This is a genomic window from Affinundibacterium nitidum (genome assembly GCF_014284155.1).
Lineage (GTDB): Bacteria > Pseudomonadota > Gammaproteobacteria > Burkholderiales > Burkholderiaceae_D > Undibacterium > Undibacterium nitidum.
The window spans coordinates 1,146,939-1,167,850 of sequence record NZ_JACOFZ010000001.1 but is presented as its reverse complement, the minus strand read 5'-3'; the positions used below and the strand labels follow the sequence as shown (position 1 = coordinate 1,167,850).

Genomic DNA, 20,912 nt, shown 5'->3' with positions numbered 1-20,912 from the left:
GCCTAGGCTTCGTTTTTTTATTGAGACATCATAGATCAACCCCATCGGCACAGAGACACACGAATTTGCAAGATGGAGGGGAGTATCTTGCGCATTCACAGGTAGGTGTGTGGCTCTGTGCGTCAGTGGTTCCTTATTCAAATTGCTTATTCTGGCGCATTGCGTTGTTGCCTGGCCCCATCGTACCTAATACTTGAGTATGGCTGCGGGAGGCCAAAGTTCACTTATGCACTGCATCCAGACTAAGCGATTTGAAGCATTACAGCTTGCTTGTTATCGCATTGTTTTTGCGATTTGATTTACCGTTCGTATCTTCTTAAAACTTATAAGCGACACCGATTGAATACATATCGTTCTTTGCTTTTGTGCTATTCGTGCTGCTGTATTTGGCTGGCAAGCGATCCCAATCCGCTGTGAGCATCACATTCTTGTTCAGGTTGACTCGTAAACCGAGACCACCGGCTGGCAAGAACCATGCGTTTTGTGATTCAGAACCGCCATTCATAAAATTGACGGAGCCGTGAGCATAGCTGCCGCCCAGCTTTGCTGTGACGCCAAAGTCATCGGTGCCCAAATCGACCTTGTAAAATACGCCAACGCCACTTGATTTGCCGTTGCCGCTCTTGATACCACTGCCAGTATTGAAATTCGCTTTTGCCTCGCCAATTTGATACAGCATCCCCTCTACGCTCTGCGAAATGCTAAAGCCGTTGTATGGCGTGACCGCGAAACTGTAGTCACCATAAATTTTGCCGCTCGTTTTACTCGCACGTTCGCATGGCGCACCTACAGAGCAACCTAAATCAGAATTGGTGCGAACGGCCCAAGAGGCACCTACGCTGGTGTCGTTAGCGTGTGCACTTCCAGCAAAAGCTAGGGCACTGAGCGATGCAGCGATAGATAGAGTGGTAGAGATAGTGCGTTTGAGTGTAGACATGTGAACCTCTTCAAATGAACAACGAGTGAAACTAACTTGCTTGGTACTGAAACTGTGGACTGATCGTCTGAATCTGATGATGTTTCATCGTTCGCAATCAACTTGGTTTGCAGTGTCGTTGTGAAGAGCTTAAATTTCAAAAAATGAATCGAAGGGACTGTCAGATGCGAGGCTTGGGTTTATGCCACAGTACTTTTGCTGATTTTTGCTAAATCGGGAACTTATTTTCTTAAGGGTTTGAGTAAATCTCGCAAATTATTATGATCAATTTCATACATCAATTCGAGTAAGCGTCCGATCTCACCTTTCGGAAAACCTTCGCGAGCAAACCAGCCAAGATAATGTCCGGGTAAATCGGCGAGGACGCGGCCTTCGTATTTGCCATACGGCATTTGGCGGGTCACGAGGAGAATTAAATCTTGGCTTTGCATAGGAAACGCTGTGTTTTTTGGATGTTTAGTTTGGTGGTGAATGCGATATTGCGTTCAAAATTTTTAAGCTAGAGTGCTACAATCTGCGCCATTCTTAGACTTATCTCTTGCACGCAGGGCTTATCGAAAATGACAACAAATCGCGCTTATCCTACACCGTTTGAGTTGGGGAATCAAAATCAAACCACGACTTGGGCTGACTGCATTCCTTTCTATGAAAAATTGGCAGAAGACTTTCCGAACGTACTGAAATTTTTTCAGATCGGCGTGTCCGATGGCGGCGTGCCTATGCATGCAGGTGTGATCACCACCGATGGTGAGTTTGATCGTGATCGTTTGAAAGCAGCAGGGCGCCCGATCTTTTTCAACAATAATGGCATTCATCCAGGCGAACCAGAAGGCATTGATTCATGCATGGCCTTGGTGCGTGATTTTTGTTTGCAAGCAGAACGTCGTGCGGCATTAGGAAAGACAGTTTTCTTATTTATTCCTGTGTATAACGTCGATGGTAGTTTGAATCGTCAAAACACCTCGCGTGTGAACCAAGATGGCCCCGAAATGTTCGGCTTCCGTGCCAATGGCCGCAACTTGGATTTGAATCGCGACTTCATTAAATGCGATAGCTTGGCGGCTGGCGTGTTCAACCGCTTCTTTACTGAGTGGGACCCCGATGTGATGGTCGATACCCACACCTCGAATGGTGCTGACTATAGCTACACCATGACCTTGATTCAAACTCAGGCAGATAAACTCGGTGATGGTTTGGGGCCTTACCTCCGCAACACCATGCTGCCCGAGATTTACACGCAGATGGAAAAGCGTGGCTGGCCAACTTGCCCTTACGTGAATCCAGTCAAAGAGACACCAGACGATGGTATTGAAGATTTCCTCGAAGTGCCGCGTTTTTCAACCGGCTTTGCCGCACTTCATCACACCATTGGTTTCATGCCTGAAACGCATATGTTGAAGCCTTATGCCGATCGTTATGCATCGATGCGTGCATTGGTGGAAGTCGTCCTTGATTTTACGATTGCGAACGCCGGGCAGATTCAAGGATTACGTGCGGCGGCACGCACTGCTGCTCAAAGCAAGACACAATGGCCAGTCACTTGGAAGGCTGATCACACCAAGCCTTCGACTTTCCGCTTTAAAGGTTACGAGGCTGTTTATTCTCCAAGTAAGATCGGTAACTACACACGCCTTTCCTATGACCGTAGTAAGTCTTGGGAAAAAGATATCGCCTACTACGATAATTTCGTCGCTGATGTAGTGGTGCAGACTCCCAAAGCGTATTTGATCCCGCAAGCTTGGCGGGAGGCGATCGAGCGTCTGCGTTGGAATGGGGTCGAGCTCAAAACCTTGGAAGCAGATCAAGCGATGCAGGTGCAGGTCTATCACGTAAAGAGCGTGACCAGCCGTCCTCAGGCCTACGAAGGCCATATGTTCCATGATGATATGCAGTTAGAAACCAAAAACGAAAGTGTGCAAGCACGAGCAGGCGATGTCTTGGTGTATTTGAATCAAGCCAATGCGCGTTACGCAGTCGAGACTCTCGAACCGCTGGCGCACGACAGTTTCTTCCGTTGGGGATTCTTCAATAGTGTGTTGGAGAAGAAAGAAGCATTTTCCGATTACGTATTTGAAGACAGCGCCTATGACATGTTGCAAACGGAGCCAGAGCTAGCCGCGAAGTTTGAGGCATGGAAAACTGCGCATCCTGAATTGCTCTCGAATCAAACAGCGGTGCTCGATTTTATTTTTGCCAACGGTAAGCGCTTCCACGAACCAGAATGGCGCCGTTATCCTGTATTCGCGATTCGTTAATCCGCTTTAGTCCCACCGACACCAATATGATTGTTTTCTACGAATATTTAGAGCAGCCACCCTATTGGATTGCGCACGATGAAGACGGTTATTGGTTGGTGCCGGTGAGGGCGCAGGGATGGCACGAGCGTGAAATGTTCGTAGGACGAGTTCCTGAGCTTCGTCGCGTTAAAGAACCAATAACCGTAAATCTTGGGCTGCCTCTCTCAGCCGACACTCTATTCCCAGAGAAGTCAAAAGGGCGTGAGTGAGATGGCCTGTGATACATGGCTGTGATGATCTGAATTTTGATCTTACTTGGCATTTAAGTAAGCGCTCAGTCATGGATAGTTGTCGACTCGATCTAAACGAATTGGATGATGTTTTTTGTTTATATTGTTTTGAGTCAAGTTCGCTTATTTCACTGTGAAAACACTGCTTTATGGCATGAAATTGTCATTATTATCTGTTTTTGTCGTAAATCGATAACATAGTGTTTTCGCTTTACTAACTTCTGAAAAAATTTTGATTTCTGCGTTGAGAAATCCTTTGCGTTTGCTGGAAAAATCGCTAGTATCAATGCGTTCGGCAAAATGGTTTGTCAATTTTTGGAGATTGTTATGAAAAAGATGATTGTTAGTGCATGCTTGGGTTTGGCAATGGTTGGTAGCGCTTTTGCGGTAGAAGCTCCAAAACCAGTAGACACTTCAGTTGACGGCATTTTCAATGCATTGTCGACCAGCCGTAATTTGCAAAAAACGGTAGATCAATTGATTGCTAACGGTGCAGATCATCATTCTGTCATTTCAATTGCAGCTGCAGCAGGCATCCCACAAAGCAAGATCATGAAGTTACAAGTGTGCGTTAACTCTGTTGCTGCTGATTCATCTTCTTTAGGCGCGACATGCATGCGTCCAAAAACAGTGATGACTGCATACGAAAGTGGTTTAAACGACCCATTGACATACTTGCCAGCGACAGCTGCAGGTAAGAAGATTAAAAAATAATCTCAAGTAATTTCAAAAAAGCAGCTTAGGCTGCTTTTTTTTCGTCTTGTGATTTTGTATTCGTACCGAAACGGATAATTAACTTGAGATGGCTAGCGTTCGAGTTCTGGTGACTGGATGCGGTACAATCGGCGCATTCAAACTGATGGGTCCTCTATGTTTAAAACCATTCGTGTCAGTATTCTGCTGCTCATTTTGGCATTGGTTGCGACATCGACCTATCGTTCGCGAACCAAGTCAGTCGAGTGGCAATTTACTTTACCCATCAATATTTATCCGATTAATGGTGATGGTAGTGCCGCTGCCGACAAGTATATTCGCCAATTGAACGTCGAAGAATTTCGTCCCATCGAAGAATTCATACAGAGAGAAAAAGATTCCTACGGCAAGCAGGCGAGTGCGGGTGTTGAGATTCGTTTGAAATCGAGTTTGGCAGAAGCCCCTCCGGCGCCACCGCCTGAGCAAAACGCCTTGGACGTCATGTGGTGGAGCTTGAAGTTTCGTTGGTGGGCGTATCGTCATGCCAAAATTGTGGGTCCAGACCCACAAGTGCGTTTGTTTGTGCTCTATTTTGATCCTAAGAATAAATCCGTTCATCATTCGACGGCGCTGCAGCAGGGCCTGATTGGTCGCGTGAATGTCTTCGCTGACGCGGAACTTAGTCAGACGAATAATGTCATAATTGCACATGAGTTCTTGCATACCTTGGGCGCAAGCGACAAATATGATTTAGCCACTGATCAACCACAATTTCCTGATGGCTATGCCGAACCCGATCGTAGCCCATTGTTGCCGCAAAGGTTTGCCGAGATTATGGGGGGGCGTATCGTGATTTCGCAAAGCGATGCGGTGATCCCTAAAAGTTTGAAATTGGTGACCATAGGTCAAAAAACGGCGCGTGAAATTAATTTCTTGCCTAAAGCAAAAGAATAGAGGTTTAACATGAGTTCTCCAGAATTATTACTCGATGTATTGCGTACAGAGTTGCGCCGAGTTGGCATGACGTATAAGCAGTTAGCAAACTTGATTGATATGAGCGAGTCGAGCATCAAACGCATGTTTGGGCAAAAGGATATGACCTTGTCACGTATGGCTCAAATTTGCAAAGTCGCCGACATTTCCCTAGAAGATGTATTGCGACAAGCAGCCGATGTGACACCGCAGGCAGACAATTTGACGCTAGCCCAAGAAAAAGCGTTGATGGAAAACCCCAAATTGTTGTTGGTGGCGATTTCTTGCTTAGGACACTGGACCTTCGAACAAATCATCGAAACCTATAATTTGACCGAAGCCGAATGCGTTCTATGTTTGATTGAGCTAGATAAGCATGAAGTGATCGAGCTAAAGCCGATGAATCGTTATCGCCTTCGTGTTTCGCCGGCATTCCGTTGGCGTGCAGATGGACCAATTCAAACTTTCTTTAAGGAGAAAGTTGTTTCAGATTATTTTGATGGCCGTTTCGATGGGAATGGTGAAACTTTGATGTGTGTGCCGGCACGCTTGTCACAAAATAGCGCACGTGAAATTCAAACAAAAATCCAACAGTTGGCGGCAGAAATTGCGCGGCTTCAGCAAGAAGATAGACGCTTGCTTCCAGAAGACCGTGATGGGTTTACCTTGATGTTAGGGTTCCGCTCTTGGGAATTCTCGGCATTCACGGCTTTACGTCGTCCTAGCACAATGGCTTCAACCAAGACTCGTGTGGTTCACCAAATTGGACCCAAGAATAAATAAAAGGTAGAGCCCGTTGATTGCGTTGCGCCCGCGCCAAAATATAGTGGGCCAAATCGCGTATCAAAAGCGACAAAGGCACTTCCGCTGCGTTTAATCTTACTGAATTTTACGGCTTCTCCTTCACCGAATCCTCCTCCAAGTTCAGCAGAGAATCCCATGCGTACCGCGCCGCCAAGCGCGGCTGGCATGCCCCCGATTTTTCTGGCGATGACGACACGACCAAGCGCGACCGTTTTGTTGGAAAGCGAATCTGCAGGGGTGCCGGAGAGTCGCAGGAATCCGCCTAGTGAGAGTGGAGCTGTATTGCCTTGTGAACGCGCCCATTCGCCATAGATGTGACCTGCCCAATCTCCACTCTGGAATGCCGACATGCCGATAATCGAAGAATTAAGCACTGCTTTTTCGCCCGGTTGTTCCGCCAAAGTGCGTTCCCAGCCCAATGTCATAAATTTACCGCGTGTTGGGAACGCCAAGGAATCAAGCGTGTCGATTCGCAGTCGAGCATATTCGGAAGAGCGTACAGTGCTTATGATATTGCCTGGAATTTCAGGTAAGGTCTGCTCCGCTTGCGCACGCTCTCTGCGAAAGCCTAACTGTAGGTCTCCCCAATTGCCAAGTTGGTAGCCGATAGGTAAGTCGATGCCTGTACTTTTATAACCAAAGCGGGCAGATTTTCTTTCCATCTTAAATAGATCAATCGTAGAAGCACCGCTCTCCAACATGGGGGCCACATACCATTGGCTGCCCGGCCCCATTGGTTGAAATAATTGTGCTGCGAAGACACGATTTGAACCTATTTTTCCGAGTAAACGAATCTCACCACCCCAGTCATTTTGAGATGCTGAGACATTCATCGCGCCGATCGAAAAATTATGTGTGTCGCGAAAATCGCTAGATAGCTCCAAGCCTAAACGTAAGCGATTTTTACCCCACGCAGCTTCATGCGTCTTGATGGTCACATCGCGTTCATCAAGTCGGTCTTGCATCTCAATTTCAACGTGGTCGAGGTCGCCGCGGCCATACAGTTTTGTACTGACTTGACGCACTTTTTCTTCACTCGCCAGTTCATTCACTTGGATGCCAGATTGTCGAATCAAGATTTCCGGGTTGATATGCTGTGTGCCCTCGACCTCGATTTTAGCAATGCGCAGCGTCTTATCAGGAATGATGCCTTCTGCCATGCGCAGTTGATCAAAACGCGCATATTCTTCTTTGCTTACGCTTAAAGACTTGAGTTTTTGCTCCAATTGACGTGCAGCGATATCGCCCGCTAGCATCGCATTATGATGTTCACTAAAATCCAAAAAATTAATGCCGCTTAAGTCGGGTGCGATTAAGATGTCTTGTGCTTTTAATTCTTTGAGTGAACGCTGTACATTCTGTTCGGTCAAAATTTGCAGCATTTGTTGGGCAACGCTAATCGCACTTCCGAGCTCTTTTTCTTGAGCTAGTGGTGTGCCGACGTTGACCGCGATGATGATGTCAGCACCCATCTTATGAGCCATATCGATAGGTAAATTGCGCACGAGGCCGCCATCTACGACCAGTCGATTATTGACGCGAACCGGTGCAAACATACCAGGGACCGCGAGTGAGGCACGCATGGTGATAAACAGGGGAGAGTCACTCAGTTCGACTAATTCACCGGTGACGAGATCAGATGCGACTGACCGAAAAGGAATCGGCAAATGGTTTACATGTTCACTTTTCATCCCGTTTGGCAATAAGCGCAAAAGTGCTTGTTCCAAAGCCGCATTGCCGGCTGCCGCAGGGGGTAAGCTAATGCCGGACTTGGTCACTGCGAGTTCGATACGAGACGGTAATAAGACATCTTCTTCACGGCGACGAAAATCGATGGCATCGCGTGCTGGGCGGTCAGCTAAGACGCTATCCCAAGACGTTGTTCTCACAATTTGCTCGATATCTTCCACCGAGCGACCTGCCGCATAGGCGCCACCGACTACGGCCCCCATACTGGTACCAACGACATAGTCGACAGGAATCCGCATTTCTTTAAGTACGCGCAAAACGCCAATATGCGCAAAACCTCGCGCACCACCACCGGATAAGACTAAGGCAACGCGTGGGCGTTCATGGCTAGCAGTTGGTGCTGACGCATTGTTCTCTTGGGCAAGACCAGTGAGCGGCCATAAGCTCAATGCAGCGGCGCATAGAAGGAGTGACTTGGTACGAGAAGTCAGAGGTTTGAGGAGCGCTTGCGTGAATACTTGAAACATCATCGTGCCATGCCTGTCAGGTGCAACAAAAGAAAGAGATGAATTAGAAGCTGCCAGTAAATTGATAGCGATTGCCTGGATGCCACATCGTGACGATGGTAGCGATTTGATTCTGCGAACGGGTCTTACGATGCAAGACTAGGCTCGCTTCCTTGGTTGAAATATGCAACATATCGGCGATAGAACGATCTGGAAGTACAGCTTCGATACGATAGTCGACACCCTGCAAGGGAGCGACAGCGACTAAATATTCGTTGGGCGTTTTATGAATAAAATCTTGCTGTAAATAATCGGGCGCTAAGCTCGAATTAACCCAGCGGTCTTCAACTTGAATCGCTTGTTCGTTTTCGAAATGAACGATAACAGAGTGAAATAGTTGGTGCCCAACTTTGACTTGAAACTGGGCCGCTAATTTTTCATCGGCGGGATAGGCGATCAGCTCATGTAGTTCGCTGCGATGCACGTGGCCACGCGAGCGCACTTCTTCCGCAATACTTTTAATTTCTACCAGGGTCGCTTGATATTTTTGCTGGGCGACATAGGTGCCTGAGCCTTGAACTCGATGCAAAATCTGTTCGCTTGTTAATTCCCTTACTGCACGATTCACCGTCATGCGTGAAACATTAAATTTTTGTGCCAAAGCGGCTTCCGAGGGGATAGCGTCGCCTTCCTTCCATGTTCCAGTTTGGATTTCTTTTAGTAAATAATTTTTGATGCGCTGGAAAACCGGAACGGCTTCCAAGGGTGTGTCGTGGCTCATGAGCGATTTCGTGGTTAAATGAACTCAGATTTAGCTTGCCACGAATGGTAACACGAGCTTGGTACAAAGTTACCAAAGTCTATTTGGACATGGACTCCGACCCTTGGCTGCCTAGCTTCAGATCGGAGAGTGGCGTGATGAGTTTAGTTGAGTAATGCGACTTTGCGGCCAGAATTTACCCTTTTGGCGCTGGTTTCTCGTTGAACTGATCGAGCTATTTCCTCGCTCGCGGTGCGAGTCGAGCTAAGTTTGAAAAGTGCTAAGGCATTGGTCACAGTTTGGGTTTGTTCTTGCAGACTACCTGCTGCGGCAGCAGCTTCTTCTACCATGGCTGCATTCTGCTGCGTAACATTGTCCATTTGGGTAATGGCATCGTTGACTTGCGAAATTCCTTGACTCTGCTCTCGTGAAGCAAAACTAATTTCTGCCATGATAGTGGCAACTTTTTGCACTGATTCAATAATGTCTTCCATCGAGGTCCCTGCTTGGTCAGCATATTTGCTGCCATTGTTAATCTGATCGACAGAAGAGTGGATCAGCTGTGTAATTTCTTTCGCTGCTGCGGCACTGCGTTGCGCTAGGGTGCGAACTTCGTTTGCAACCACGGCAAAACCACGGCCTTGTTCTCCAGCCCTTGCCGCTTCGACGGCGGCATTTAAAGCTAAGATATTGGTTTGAAACGCGATGCCGTCGATGATACTAATGATGTCGACGATTTTCTTGGATGAGTCATTAATACCTCGCATCGTATCGACGACCTTGCTGACAATGCGCCCTCCAGCGATAGCTTGCTCAGATGCAGTATCAGCAACACTATTGGCTTGCTTTGCATTAGTTGAATTTTGTTCCACGGTCGAAGCCAGTTCCTCCATGCTCGATGCGGTTTCTTCCAACGAAGAGGCCTGAGATTCAGTCCTAGCGGACAAATCCATATTGCCATTCGCAATCTCACTGGTCGCTTCACTCATTTTGCCGAAATTCATGCGGATATCGCCGACCACAGAGTACAGATTGATTTTTAGCTGGCGTAAGGATCGTGTGAGGATGCCAATTTCATCGTTGCCTGTCGTTTCAATATCGACAGTTAAGTCGCCACCGGCAATGGCTTGTACTTGTTTGGTAACGATGCGAATTGACCCCAAAGTATGGGCAAGCTTCCACCAAAGTACACCGGCGCTCAACATAGACGCAAGGGCACTTGCGGCAATTAATGACGTTGGAATCGATGCGTTCATGGTGTTTGAAAAGCTCAATAGCCCACTCAAGATCGCCAAGCTCATTGTGATAGTCAAGCTCGCGTTCAGACTCAGTTGCATTTTGCTTTTGATCAGACCCAGAAGGCTCGGAATAATCACTGCGCCATGCCGTATCTTGAGTTGACGAGGGTTACCATTGCGGATCTCTTCATATATCTTTGATGTAGCACTCACTTGGTCGCGCGAAGGGCGGGTACGCACCGACATGTAACCGATGGGACGACCATTTTCGATGACGGGAGTGACGTTCGCCAGTACCCAGTAAAAGTCACCATTTTTTGTCCGATTTTTGACAAGGCCTGTCCATGGATTTCCAGTCTTGATGGTGCTCCACATGTCAGCAAAAGCTTCTTTGGGCATATCGGGATGGCGCAGAACATTCTGAGGGGCACCCATCAATTCACTGACATCAAAGCCACTGATCTCTACAAAGTAGGGGTTGGCATAGGTGATATTGCCGGCTAGGTCGGTGGCGGAAACGATGGATTGGCCTTCTGCGATAAATATTTCGGTGTTGGTAACTGGTGTATTCAAACGCATCATATTCTCCGTTTGGAAAGCAAAAGGGAAACCCAAATTAGCGAGATGAGTCTAGGCTTTAATTGCGCGATAAAGGTGCATACTTTGGTACGAATTGTTTCTCTTCGGCATTAGTTTGCGGCATATCATTGACGAAAAATCTATCTTTTATCTTCTTGATCAGAAAACGCAAAAATACTGCTTGCAGAAGTTGTATATACAACTTAAACTAATTGCTGTCGGCTATAGTGGTACGAAGTTGTCGTTTGCTTTGCTTCTTGTTTTGCTTCGTGTGTTGACCCTATGGCGTTTGAAATTCATTCTTTATCTGAGGGAGAAGTGTATGAATCAAGATCCACGCTGGGATGCGAGTCGCGAAATCCGTGCGCCACGCGGTGCTGAAAAAGTGTGTAAGACATGGGTGGCCGAAGCGGCTTACCGCATGCTGCAAAATAATCTTGATAAAGAAGTCGCGGAAAATCCAAAACATTTAGTGGTGTATGGCGGCATTGGCCGCGCTGCACGCAATTGGGAATGCTTTGACCAAATCCTCGCCAGCTTGAAAGAGCTCGACGAAGATGAAACGCTGTTGATTCAATCGGGTAAGCCAGTCGGTGTATTCAAAACGACACCAGATTCCCCACGTGTTTTGATCGCCAATTCCAACTTGGTACCAAAATGGGCGAATTGGGAACATTTCAATGAACTCGACCGCAAAGGCTTGTTCATGTACGGGCAAATGACTGCCGGTAGCTGGATTTATATCGGTACCCAAGGTATCGTGCAAGGTACTTACGAAACTTTTGCTGAAGCAGGCCGCCAACACTTCGGTGGTGATTGGGGCGGACGTTGGATTTTGACGGCGGGCTTGGGTGGTATGGGCGGTGCGCAACCGTTAGCAGCGACCTTCGCAGGCGCGGTGTCTTTGAATATCGAATGCCAGCAATCGAGTATCGATTTCCGTTTGCGTACTCGCTATGTCGATAAGCAAGCGAAAGATCTCGACGATGCGATCGAACTGATTAAATTCCACACGGCGCGTAAAGATGCGATCTCGATTGCTTTGCTCGGTAATGCCGCCGAAATTTTGCCCGAGTTAGTGAAACGCGCCAAAGCCGGCGGCTTGAAGCCTGATCTCGTCACGGACCAAACTTCTGCACATGATCTGATCAATGGATATTTGCCTATCAGTTGGACTGTCGAGCAATGGAAAGAAGCGCAAAAAGACGCAAGTCAACATGCGAAATTGACCGCAGATGCTGCACAAGCCTGCGCCGTACATGTACAAGCAATGTTGGACTTCCATGCGATGGGTATTCCAACGGTCGACTACGGCAATAATATTCGTCAAGTGGCCTTCGATACAGGTGTAAAGAATGCTTTTGATTTTCCAGGTTTTGTTCCAGCTTATATTCGTCCCTTATTCTGCGATGGCAAAGGCCCATTCCGTTGGGTAGCCTTGTCTGGCGATCCGGAAGATATTCGTAAGACCGATGCCAAAATCAAAGAATTATTCCCAGAAAACAAAGGCGTACATAAGTGGTTGGATATGGCAAGCGAACGCATTGCCTTCCAAGGTTTGCCAGCCCGTATTTGTTGGTTGGGCTTGGGTGAGCGTCATATCGCTGGACTGGCTTTCAATGAAATGGTGAAGAACGGTGAGTTGAAAGCGCCTATCGTTATCGGTCGTGATCACTTGGATACCGGCTCAGTCTCTAGCCCAAATCGTGAAACTGAAGGCATGAAAGATGGTACCGATGCGGTGTCTGACTGGCCTTTGTTGAACGCTTTGTTGAACACGGCTGGTGGCGCGAGTTGGGTGTCTTTGCATCATGGTGGCGGTGTGGGCATGGGTTATTCCCAGCATTCCGGCATGGTGATTGTCGCGGACGGTACTGACGCTGCCGCGAAACGCCTAGCACGTGTGTTAGTCAACGACTGCGGTTCTGGTGTCATGCGTCATGCCGATGCCGGTTACGAGCAGGCAGTCGCCTGTGCGAAACGCAATGACTTGAATTTGCCGATGATTAAATAATTAAAATAAAGGACAAAACATGAGTACAACTTTCACCATTCAACCAGGCCAATTCAAACTCGCTGACTTACGCGCTATTTGGCAAAAGCCTTTTAAACTCGCATTGGCGGAATCTGCTTATTCTGCGATCAATGAATCTTCGGCAACGATAGATCGCATCGTTGCTAAAGGTGACGCAGCCTATGGTATCAATACGGGCTTCGGCAAATTAGCCAAGACACGCATTCCAGATGAAGATCTAGAACTCTTGCAGAAGAATTTGATTTTGTCGCATTCTGTCGGCTCTGGCGAATTGATTTCGGACGAAGTCGTGCGTTTGATTATCGCCATGAAGATTGCCAGTTTGGCGCGTGGTTTTTCTGGTATTCGTGCATCGGTCATCGATACCATGATTGCAGCGTATAACGCCGGTATCATGCCTGCGATTCCAGTCAAAGGATCAGTTGGTGCCTCTGGCGATTTGGCTCCTTTGTCGCATATGACTTTGGCCATCATGGGTGAAGGCCAAGTACGTGTCGATGGCAAAATGGTTGATGCAAAAGAAGCATTAGCGAAGGCAGGCATCACGCCGGTAGTATTGGCAGCGAAAGAAGGCCTAGCGTTGATTAACGGCACTCAAGTCTCTACCGCTTTGGCTTTGAATGGTTTGTTCTTGGCCGAGCGTTTATTAGAGGCCGCGACGATCACTGGCGCTTTGTCAGTCGATGCTGCGAAAGGCAGCGATGCGCCATTTGATCCACGCATTCATGCCGTGCGTGGTCAGCCAGGTCAAATCGCGACTGCAAATATTTATCGCACATTGCTCAGTGGTAGCGAAATTCGCCAATCGCATTTGGTCAACGACGAACGTGTCCAAGATCCATACTGCTTGCGTTGCCAACCACAAGTGATGGGCGCCTGTCTTGATATCATCAATAATGCAGCACGTACTTTGCTCACGGAAGCGAATGCGGTGACGGATAATCCTTTGGTGTTTGTCGATACCAATGAAGTGATTTCGGGTGGTAACTTCCATGCCGAACCAGTAGCTTTTGCAGCCGATACCTTGGCTTTGGCGATTGCTGAAATCGGCTCGATTTCTGAGCGTCGTATCGCCTTGTTGATCGACTCTTCAATTTCGGGCTTGCCACCGTTCTTGGTGCCGTCGTCTGGCTTGAATTCTGGCTTCATGATTGCTCACGTGACTGCAGCTGCATTGGCGTCAGAAAATAAATCTCATGCGCATCCAGCCAGTGTCGATACGATTCCGACATCCGCGAATCAAGAAGATCACGTCAGTATGGCGACCTATGCGGGACGTCGCTTGCATGAGATGGCGCACAATACGGCAACCATCGTTGGTATCGAATTATTGGCAGCGGCGCAAGGTGTGGATTTCCATGCGCCGCTGAAAACCTCTTCTAGCCTCAGTACGGTGCATGCCTTATTGCGTTCAAAAGTGGCGTTCTATGATAAAGATCGTTTCTTTGCACCTGATATCGAAGCCGCGAAAAACTTGGTAGTAGATGGTGCTTTGAGCGCACAATGTGCTGATTTGTATTCACACTTGTACCTCGATTAATCGAATGATTCATTCCTTCTTCAAAAGAAATTAAGACGAAGAAACCCAAGCTGTTCGATCTCGAACAGCTTGCTTAAAATGAGATTCAGGATAGATCCCCATGCGTAAATGGACAGCAAAAGACTATCGCACCATGCCGTGGAAAAATGGTGGTGGTAGCACGACGGAATTAGCGATTTTCCCCGAGCAAGCCAGCATCGATTCTTTTGTCTGGCGTTTGAGTACCGCTACGGTGGCACAAGACGGCCCGTTTTCGCATTTCTCACAGATTGATCGTAGCTTGGCAATTTTGTCAGGACAAGCGATGATCTTGAAGTCGTCGAAAGAAGCGGCGAGTGGACAACGCCTGACGCAGGAGAGCATCCCGTATCGCTTTGGTGGCGAAGATCCGATTTATGCTGAATTGGAAGAGGGAACGATCGTCGATCTGAACCTGATGACGCGGCGCGACGCCTGTCAACATTTTATGCAACGCTTGTGTGGTGGCGATCATCAAGTGCGTGCAGAAGATGCGCAGCAGGTTTTGCTGTTCTGTGAAAAAGGCAGTGCGAAGGTGAGCAAGCACACAGAGTTGGAGGCTGGCGACCTATTGCTGTTGGAAGAAGAGCATGAAGGACAGGGCATCAGCTTGCATATTCAAGCGGATGAAGACAGCATTTTGTATCTGATGCGTATCACGTTTTTGAATCACCTCGATCATCATGGAGCACAGCATGTCTTGGGATAGTTTATGGATGAACGTGCACTTGGCTACCATGGTCGATGGCTATGGCGAAATCCGCGACGCCGCGATTGCGGTGAAAGACGGCCGGATTGCCTGGTTAGGTGCATACGTAGATTTACCGAATAATTATCAAGCCAATGTCATTCATGATGGGCAAGGCGCATGGCTGACACCAGGCTTCATCGATTGCCATACGCACCTCGTGTATGCCGGCAATCGCAGTAACGAATTCGAAGCACGTTTGAATGGTGTGGCCTATGAAGAGATTGCTCGTCAAGGTGGGGGCATCGTCTCGACCGTCAAGGCAACACGACTCGCCAGTGAAGCGCAGTTGATTTCTGAAAGTTTGCCGCGTCTGCGCAGTAGCCTTGGTGAAGGTGTAACAACCATCGAAATTAAATCGGGTTATGGGCTCGATACCGAGACTGAAGCAAAAATTTTGCGTGTCGCTCGTACTTTACCTAAACAATTTGCTGTGCGGGTACGCACGACTTTCTTAGGGGCTCACGCCTTGCCACCGGAGTTCGCGGGGCGTGCTGATGACTATATCAACGAAGTGTGTGAACGGATGTTGCCAGCCATCGCAGCAGAAAATTTAGCCGATGCGGTTGACGTGTTTTGCGAGAAAATTGGTTTCACCCCAGCTCAGACCGAGCGTGTATTTCAGAAAGCTCAGAGTTTGGGTTTACCAGTCAAGCTACATGCCGAGCAGTTATCCGATCAAGGCGGTGCGGCATTGACCGCGAAGTATCAAGGCCTCTCCGCTGATCATCTTGAATACTTGAGTGAAGAGGGAATAGCGGCGATGCGTGCATCGGGTACCGTGGCCGTTCTTTTGCCTGGTGCTTTTTACTTTTTACGCGAGACCAAACTACCACCGATCGCAGGTCTTCGTCAGGCGGGAGTAGCGATGGCCTTGGCCAGCGATTGTAATCCTGGTACTTCGCCGATGACATCGCTGTTGTTGACGATGAACATGGCTTGCACTTTGTTCCGCTTCACTCCATTAGAGGCCTTGCAAGGGGTGACGACACATGCAGCGAAGGCACTTGGTCTGGCGCATGAAATTGGCAATCTAGAAATCGGAAAAGCGGCCGACTTTGCGCTGTGGAAGATTATGCGACCAGCGGACCTGTCTTACTTAATCGGAATTAACCCTCATTTCCTGACCGTTTTTAGTGGTCAAGTTCGTGCGTTTTGAGTCGATTCCTCTTTGTTTTGCGTTGAATAAGTGTTGCCTGTTGGAAAAAATTCACTAAAACAACAATTTTGCTTTGACATCACCTCTTGCAGCGATATGATTACAATCGACTAAGCACTTCTTGTGCCTCGATTCTATTTCCTGCTGATTTAGTGAAATTGGCAGTGCTATCAAAGGAAAACTATGTCCGCTAAATCACTCACCAATATCTTGTATGTGGAAGATGATCTGGATATTCAAGCCGTTGCCCAAATTGCCCTCGAGGTAGTCGGTGGCTTTGTGTTGAAAACGTGTAGTTCAGGCGCGGAAGCCATTGCAGCAATAGATAGTGGTTTTCTACCCGATTTGTTGCTACTCGATGTGATGATGCCGAATATGGACGGTCCAACCACCTTGGCAGAACTTCGTAAAAAAGCGACGACCGCAAATACGCCAGTGATTTTTATGACTGCAAAAGTGCAGTCGAGTGAACAAGACTATTACTTCACTTTAGGTGCGATTGGTGTAATCGCCAAGCCGTTTGATCCTATGAGCCTCTCGGTACAGGTTCGCACTTTGTGGGAAAAGGTAAGCTAAGTGAGTTCTGCAGACGAGGAACTCGAGGCCGCGATACGCGCGCTCGGGCAAGTTTTTATTTCGAAATTACCGGGCAAGTTGGCAGAAATTGAAGATGCCAAAGATGCCTTTTTGCGCGATCCAAATAACAAGGAACACGAAGCGCTATTGCACCGCCTGCTACATACGATGGCAGGCTCTGCTGGTACATTTGGCTTTCCAGATATGGGCACCAAGGCGCGTGCACTTGAGTCGCAACTCAAGTCATATATGCAGGGCGAAGCATGGGATTCCTCGCAAATCCAAGAGTTTTGTCAGCATGTTGAAAAATACATTCAGGAGTCTCGCGTCGCTGAGCCCGAAGCTGAGTCCGAAACTTTAGCACCAGCCAAACCAGCTGTTGTTGAGGCCGAGCGTAAGTTAATCTATCTAGTTGATAGCGACCTCGAAAAAACCGCTGAAATGGTGCAGCAACTTGAGCAGTTCGCTTTCGATGTTTGCCATATTGAATGTCTTGAACATTTAGGTGAGGCACTTGATGAAAAGATGCCGTCCTTCTTGGTGATTGATCTAGATTGCCAACACGGATATCACGCCGGTGGCGATGAAATTGAACGATTAAAAAGTCAAGGAAGACAGCTACCACCAACCTTGTTCATGTCTAACTTGAACAGCTTCGAAAGTCGCTTACGTGCGGTGCGTGCTGGCGGCGATGGCTTCTTCCTCAAACCAGTCGATGTACTCGCCTTGACCGAGCGCCTGGAAGAAATTATTGCCTTGCCCGAACCGCGTTTATATCGAATTTTGATTATCGATGATGACGTCGATTTGACACAGGCGTATAGCAGTATGCTCAAATCAGCTGGCATGGTGGTCGAGGTACTCAATGACCCTGAGTTAGTGCTGGAACATATGTCGAGCTTTAGACCCGAGTTGATTTTGATGGATATCTACATGCCAAATTGCGATGGCGTAGAGCTCTCAAAAGTGATTCGGCAAGATCATTCCTATCTCGATGTGCCTATCATCTTTTTGTCAAGCGAACAGGACGAACAGAAGCAAATCGCCGCCGTGAAAGTCGGTGCAGATGATTTCTTGTGTAAGCCAATCGCGCCAGAGTTGTTGATTTCATCTTTGTCTTCTCGTGCGGAGCGTTTTCGTTCTCTGCGTACCTTGGTAATGCGCGATGGTCTAACCGGTTTGTATAACCATACCGCCATCAAAGAAGATTTGATCGCGAAGATCTCAAGCGCAAGCCGCACCGTGACTTGTGTGGCGGTCGCCATGATCGATCTTGATAATTTCAAGCTTGTGAATGATACCTATGGACATCAAATGGGCGATCAAGTTTTACGTACCTTATCGCACATGCTTAAGCAGCGTTTGCGTAAAAGTGATGCTGTAGGGCGTTATGGCGGTGAAGAATTTATCGTGATCTTTCCGAATACCACGGCCGATGTCGCGCGCATGGTCTTAGAAAAAATTCGAGTTGCGTTTAGTCGCGTGGTTCACGTTTCTGAGCACGGTGAATTTAAAGTTGGATTTTCTGCAGGGATCGCAGATTCTCGTCAGACGGCTAATCCTGAAGAACTATTAACTATCGCTGACGCCGCTTTATATAAAGCGAAAGCGAGTGGTAAGAACCAAGTGCTCTTGGGTGAATAATTTGTTGAGCCGCGGTGTCAATATCGCTGAACACACAAGTTTCGTTCTCTTTGCCTTAATGTTATCCAAATAAAAAAAGCCCTGATGCGATACATCAGGGCTTTTTTCTTGTTCACCTAACTTAGACTTTAATTTCTTGTCAGACTTTGCGCTTTGATTTTTGACTCCAAAGCTTTGCCTTTACGAGCGCGTTTGCCAATATGTACAGCGAGGCTACTCGCGCTCAAAACGACTTCCTGCGCTTTTGCAGCTCGTCCAATACCACTGACTTTGACTCCTTTTTGGCTTATCGCTTGTGCCGCCAAGAGTTTTTCTTTGGACTCAAGCTCCATCAAGATTACACCACGACCGCCGCTCGATAATTGTTTGATCTCAGTCAGACCAAACACCAACAAGCGTCCCTTTTCGGAGAGGCAAGCAATCGCGCTCGCATCATCGGCAACCGCTGTTGGTGCTAAAGGCTCATCGCCATCGTCGAGCGTCATGAAGGCTTTACCCGCTTTCATACGACCGACCATGTCCCCTAGTTTGGCGGTGAAGCCATAGCCAGCAGTTGAGGCAAGTAATATGGAAATTTCAGCTTTGCCTGCAAAATAATGCAAGATGCGTGTACCAGCAGCTAAATCAATCAAGGTCGTCACTGGGACACCGTCACCACGAGCGCCAGGCAAGGCGGATACCGGAACAGAGTAGACCCGACCATTGGAACCGAATACTAAGAGGTTATCAACAGTGCGGCATTCAAAGGTGCCATACAAGCTATCGCCCGCTTTGAAACTAAATTGCGCAGGATCGTGTTCATGACCGGTACGCGCACGCACCCAGCCTTTTTCGGAAACAACCACAGTTACTGGTTCATCGATCACTTTCGTTTCGACCGAAGCTTTTTGCGCCTCTTCGATCAAAGTTCGACGTGCGTCACCGTATTGTTTCGCATCGGCTTCGATTTCCTTGATAATGCATTTCTTCATCGCTGAAGGGTCATCGAGCAAGTTCTGCAGATTCGTTTTCTCGTTGCGTAACTCAGCCAATTCTTGTTGAATCTTAATGGCTTCCAAACGAGCCAATTGGCGCAAGCGAATTTCCAAAATATCTTCAGCTTGACGGTCTGATAAACGGAAAGCTTCGATCAAGGCTGGTTTTGGTTCGTCTGATTCACGAATAATCTTGATTACTTTATCGATGTTCAAAAGAACCGCTTCACGGCCCTCCAAAATATGAATGCGATCATCGACTTTCTTCAGCTTGTAACGCGTACGGCGAGTGACTGTTTCGAAACGGAAGCTAATCCATTCTGTTAGAATTTCGGTCAATGATTTTTGACGTGGACGTCCATCACCACCAATCATCACTAAGTTCAAGGATGCCGATGTTTCGAGCGAGGTATGCGCCAACAACATTTGCATGAATTCAGTTTGATCTTGGTTCTTCGACTTCGGTTCCAGCACTAAGCGTACTGCCGCATCTTTGCCAGATTCATCGCGCACCGCATCGAGCACCGATAACATGACTTGCTTCTGGCTAATCTGCTCAGGCGACAAAGATTTCTTACCGAGTTTGACCTTAGGGTTGGTAATCTCTTCGATTTCTTCCAAGACCTTTTGTGTTGACGTACCCGGTGGCAGTTCAGTGACGACAGCTTGCCATTGGCCGCGAGCGAGTTCTTCAATTTTCCAACGCGCGCGCACTTTGACACTACCGCGACCCGCGGCATAAATATCGCTGATCGCTGCAGGCGGTGTAATGATTTGACCGCCACCAGGGAAATCTGGGCCCGGAATATATTCCATCAATTCCGCGTGACTTGTCTTAGGGTTGCGAATCAAAGCAACTGCGGCTTTCGCTACTTCGGTTAAATTATGCGAAGGAATTTCAGTCGCCATACCCACCGCAATACCCGAAGCACCATTCAATAAGACAAAAGGTAGACGGCCTGGAAGTAGGGTGGGTTCTTCATAGGAACCATCGTAGTTCGGTTGAAAATCGACTGTGCCGAGATCAATCTCATCGAGCAGTAATTTCGAAATTGGTGTTAAGCGCGCTTCGGTATAACGCATCGCCGCAGCGCCGTCGCCATCGCGCGAACCGAAGTTACCTTGACCATCAATCAGGGGATAGCGCAGAGAGAAGTCCTGTGCCATACGCACCATCGCGTCGTACACTGATTGATCACCGTGCGGGTGCAACTTACCGAGTACGTCACCCACCACGGTTGCCGACTTACGTGGCTTTGCGGTCGAATTCAACCCGAGTTCATTCATCGAATACAGAATCCGACGTTGTACAGGCTTCTGCCCGTCACTGACATCCGGCAAGGCTCGACCCTTGACGACTGAAATAGCGTAGTCGAGGTAGGCACGCTCAGCAAAAGTGGCCAGCGTCAAACTCTCGCTATCGCCACCATTACCACCACCGTTATCCGGTGCTTCATCAAATAAATTTGCTTGTTCGCTCATAATCTTTGTTTGTGTTTTTGATGCTCATTCA

The 20,912-nt window shown here is 47.9% G+C and carries 17 protein-coding genes; 11 read left to right on the top strand and 6 right to left on the bottom strand.

Going from position 1 to position 20,912, the window contains the following annotated elements:
• Positions 1–316: 316 nt before the first annotated feature.
• Both H8K36_RS05045 and H8K36_RS05040 read right to left on the bottom strand, forming a co-directional pair.
• Positions 317–937, bottom strand: a complete 621-nt coding sequence (locus tag H8K36_RS05045) for an outer membrane beta-barrel protein (protein WP_186914787.1) — start codon at positions 935–937, stop codon at positions 317–319.
• A 221-nt stretch (positions 938–1,158) separates the two neighbouring features.
• Positions 1,159–1,368: a DUF3820 family protein gene (locus tag H8K36_RS05040; protein WP_186914788.1), complete on the bottom strand. Its 210-nt coding sequence runs from the start codon at positions 1,366–1,368 to the stop codon at positions 1,159–1,161.
• A gap of 129 nt (positions 1,369–1,497) precedes the next feature.
• Between H8K36_RS05040 and H8K36_RS05035 the strand changes: the two genes are divergently transcribed.
• The 5 genes from H8K36_RS05035 (at position 1,498) to H8K36_RS05015 (ending at position 5,912) form a co-directional block, all read left to right on the top strand.
• Positions 1,498–3,192 carry a M14 family zinc carboxypeptidase gene (locus tag H8K36_RS05035; protein ID WP_186914789.1) on the top strand — a complete coding sequence of 565 codons (1,695 nt, stop codon included), beginning with the start codon at positions 1,498–1,500 and terminating at the stop codon, positions 3,190–3,192.
• Positions 3,159–3,443 carry a hypothetical protein gene (locus tag H8K36_RS05030; protein ID WP_186914790.1) on the top strand — a complete coding sequence of 95 codons (285 nt, stop codon included), beginning with the start codon at positions 3,159–3,161 and terminating at the stop codon, positions 3,441–3,443. The genes H8K36_RS05035 and H8K36_RS05030 overlap by 34 nt, the downstream gene beginning before the upstream one ends.
• A gap of 348 nt (positions 3,444–3,791) precedes the next feature.
• Positions 3,792–4,178 (top strand): hypothetical protein, encoded by a 387-nt coding sequence (locus H8K36_RS05025; RefSeq protein ID WP_186914791.1) that lies wholly within the window; start codon positions 3,792–3,794, stop codon positions 4,176–4,178.
• A 156-nt stretch (positions 4,179–4,334) separates the two neighbouring features.
• A complete protein-coding gene (locus H8K36_RS05020; protein ID WP_186914792.1) occupies positions 4,335–5,111 on the top strand; it encodes a hypothetical protein in 777 nt (258 codons plus the stop codon).
• Positions 5,112–5,120: 9 nt separating this feature from the next.
• Positions 5,121–5,912, top strand: coding sequence for a helix-turn-helix domain-containing protein (locus H8K36_RS05015; protein ID WP_186914793.1), 792 nt, complete (start codon positions 5,121–5,123; stop codon positions 5,910–5,912).
• Here the strand turns inward: H8K36_RS05015 and H8K36_RS05010 are convergent.
• From H8K36_RS05010 to H8K36_RS05000, 3 genes are all read right to left on the bottom strand, one after another.
• Positions 5,885–8,152, bottom strand: coding sequence for a patatin-like phospholipase family protein (locus H8K36_RS05010; RefSeq protein ID WP_186914794.1), 2,268 nt, complete (start codon positions 8,150–8,152; stop codon positions 5,885–5,887). The two genes, H8K36_RS05015 and H8K36_RS05010, sit on opposite strands and share 28 nt — an antisense overlap.
• A gap of 40 nt (positions 8,153–8,192) precedes the next feature.
• Positions 8,193–8,909, bottom strand: a complete 717-nt coding sequence (hutC, locus tag H8K36_RS05005; protein WP_186914795.1) for a histidine utilization repressor — start codon at positions 8,907–8,909, stop codon at positions 8,193–8,195.
• Positions 8,910–9,052: 143 nt separating this feature from the next.
• Positions 9,053–10,705, bottom strand: a complete 1,653-nt coding sequence (locus H8K36_RS05000; protein WP_186915721.1) for a methyl-accepting chemotaxis protein — start codon at positions 10,703–10,705, stop codon at positions 9,053–9,055.
• A 322-nt stretch (positions 10,706–11,027) separates the two neighbouring features.
• Here H8K36_RS05000 and hutU point away from each other — a divergent pair, with 322 nt between their 5' ends.
• The 6 genes from hutU to H8K36_RS19595 all read left to right on the top strand — a co-directional run bounded on the left by hutU (position 11,028) and on the right by H8K36_RS19595 (position 18,425).
• Complete coding sequence (gene hutU, locus H8K36_RS04995; RefSeq protein WP_186914796.1) at positions 11,028–12,719, top strand: urocanate hydratase; 1,692 nt, start codon at positions 11,028–11,030, stop codon at positions 12,717–12,719.
• A gap of 19 nt (positions 12,720–12,738) precedes the next feature.
• The gene (gene hutH, locus H8K36_RS04990; RefSeq protein ID WP_186914797.1) at positions 12,739–14,280 is read left to right on the top strand and encodes a histidine ammonia-lyase; all 1,542 of its coding nucleotides are present in this window, start codon (positions 12,739–12,741) and stop codon (positions 14,278–14,280) included.
• A 100-nt stretch (positions 14,281–14,380) separates the two neighbouring features.
• Positions 14,381–15,007 (top strand): HutD/Ves family protein, encoded by a 627-nt coding sequence (locus H8K36_RS04985; protein WP_186914798.1) that lies wholly within the window; start codon positions 14,381–14,383, stop codon positions 15,005–15,007.
• Positions 14,994–16,205, top strand: a complete 1,212-nt coding sequence (gene hutI, locus H8K36_RS04980) for an imidazolonepropionase (protein WP_230404291.1) — start codon at positions 14,994–14,996, stop codon at positions 16,203–16,205. Before H8K36_RS04985 ends, hutI begins: the two co-directional genes overlap by 14 nt.
• A 183-nt stretch (positions 16,206–16,388) precedes the next feature.
• Complete coding sequence (locus H8K36_RS04975; RefSeq protein ID WP_186914800.1) at positions 16,389–16,781, top strand: response regulator; 393 nt, start codon at positions 16,389–16,391, stop codon at positions 16,779–16,781.
• Positions 16,782–18,425 carry a diguanylate cyclase gene (locus H8K36_RS19595; protein ID WP_186914801.1) on the top strand — a complete coding sequence of 548 codons (1,644 nt, stop codon included), beginning with the start codon at positions 16,782–16,784 and terminating at the stop codon, positions 18,423–18,425.
• A gap of 128 nt (positions 18,426–18,553) precedes the next feature.
• Here H8K36_RS19595 and parC read toward each other — a convergent pair whose 3' ends face one another.
• A complete protein-coding gene (gene parC, locus H8K36_RS04965) occupies positions 18,554–20,881 on the bottom strand; it encodes a DNA topoisomerase IV subunit A (protein ID WP_186914802.1) in 2,328 nt (775 codons plus the stop codon).
• Positions 20,882–20,912 lie beyond the last annotated feature (31 nt).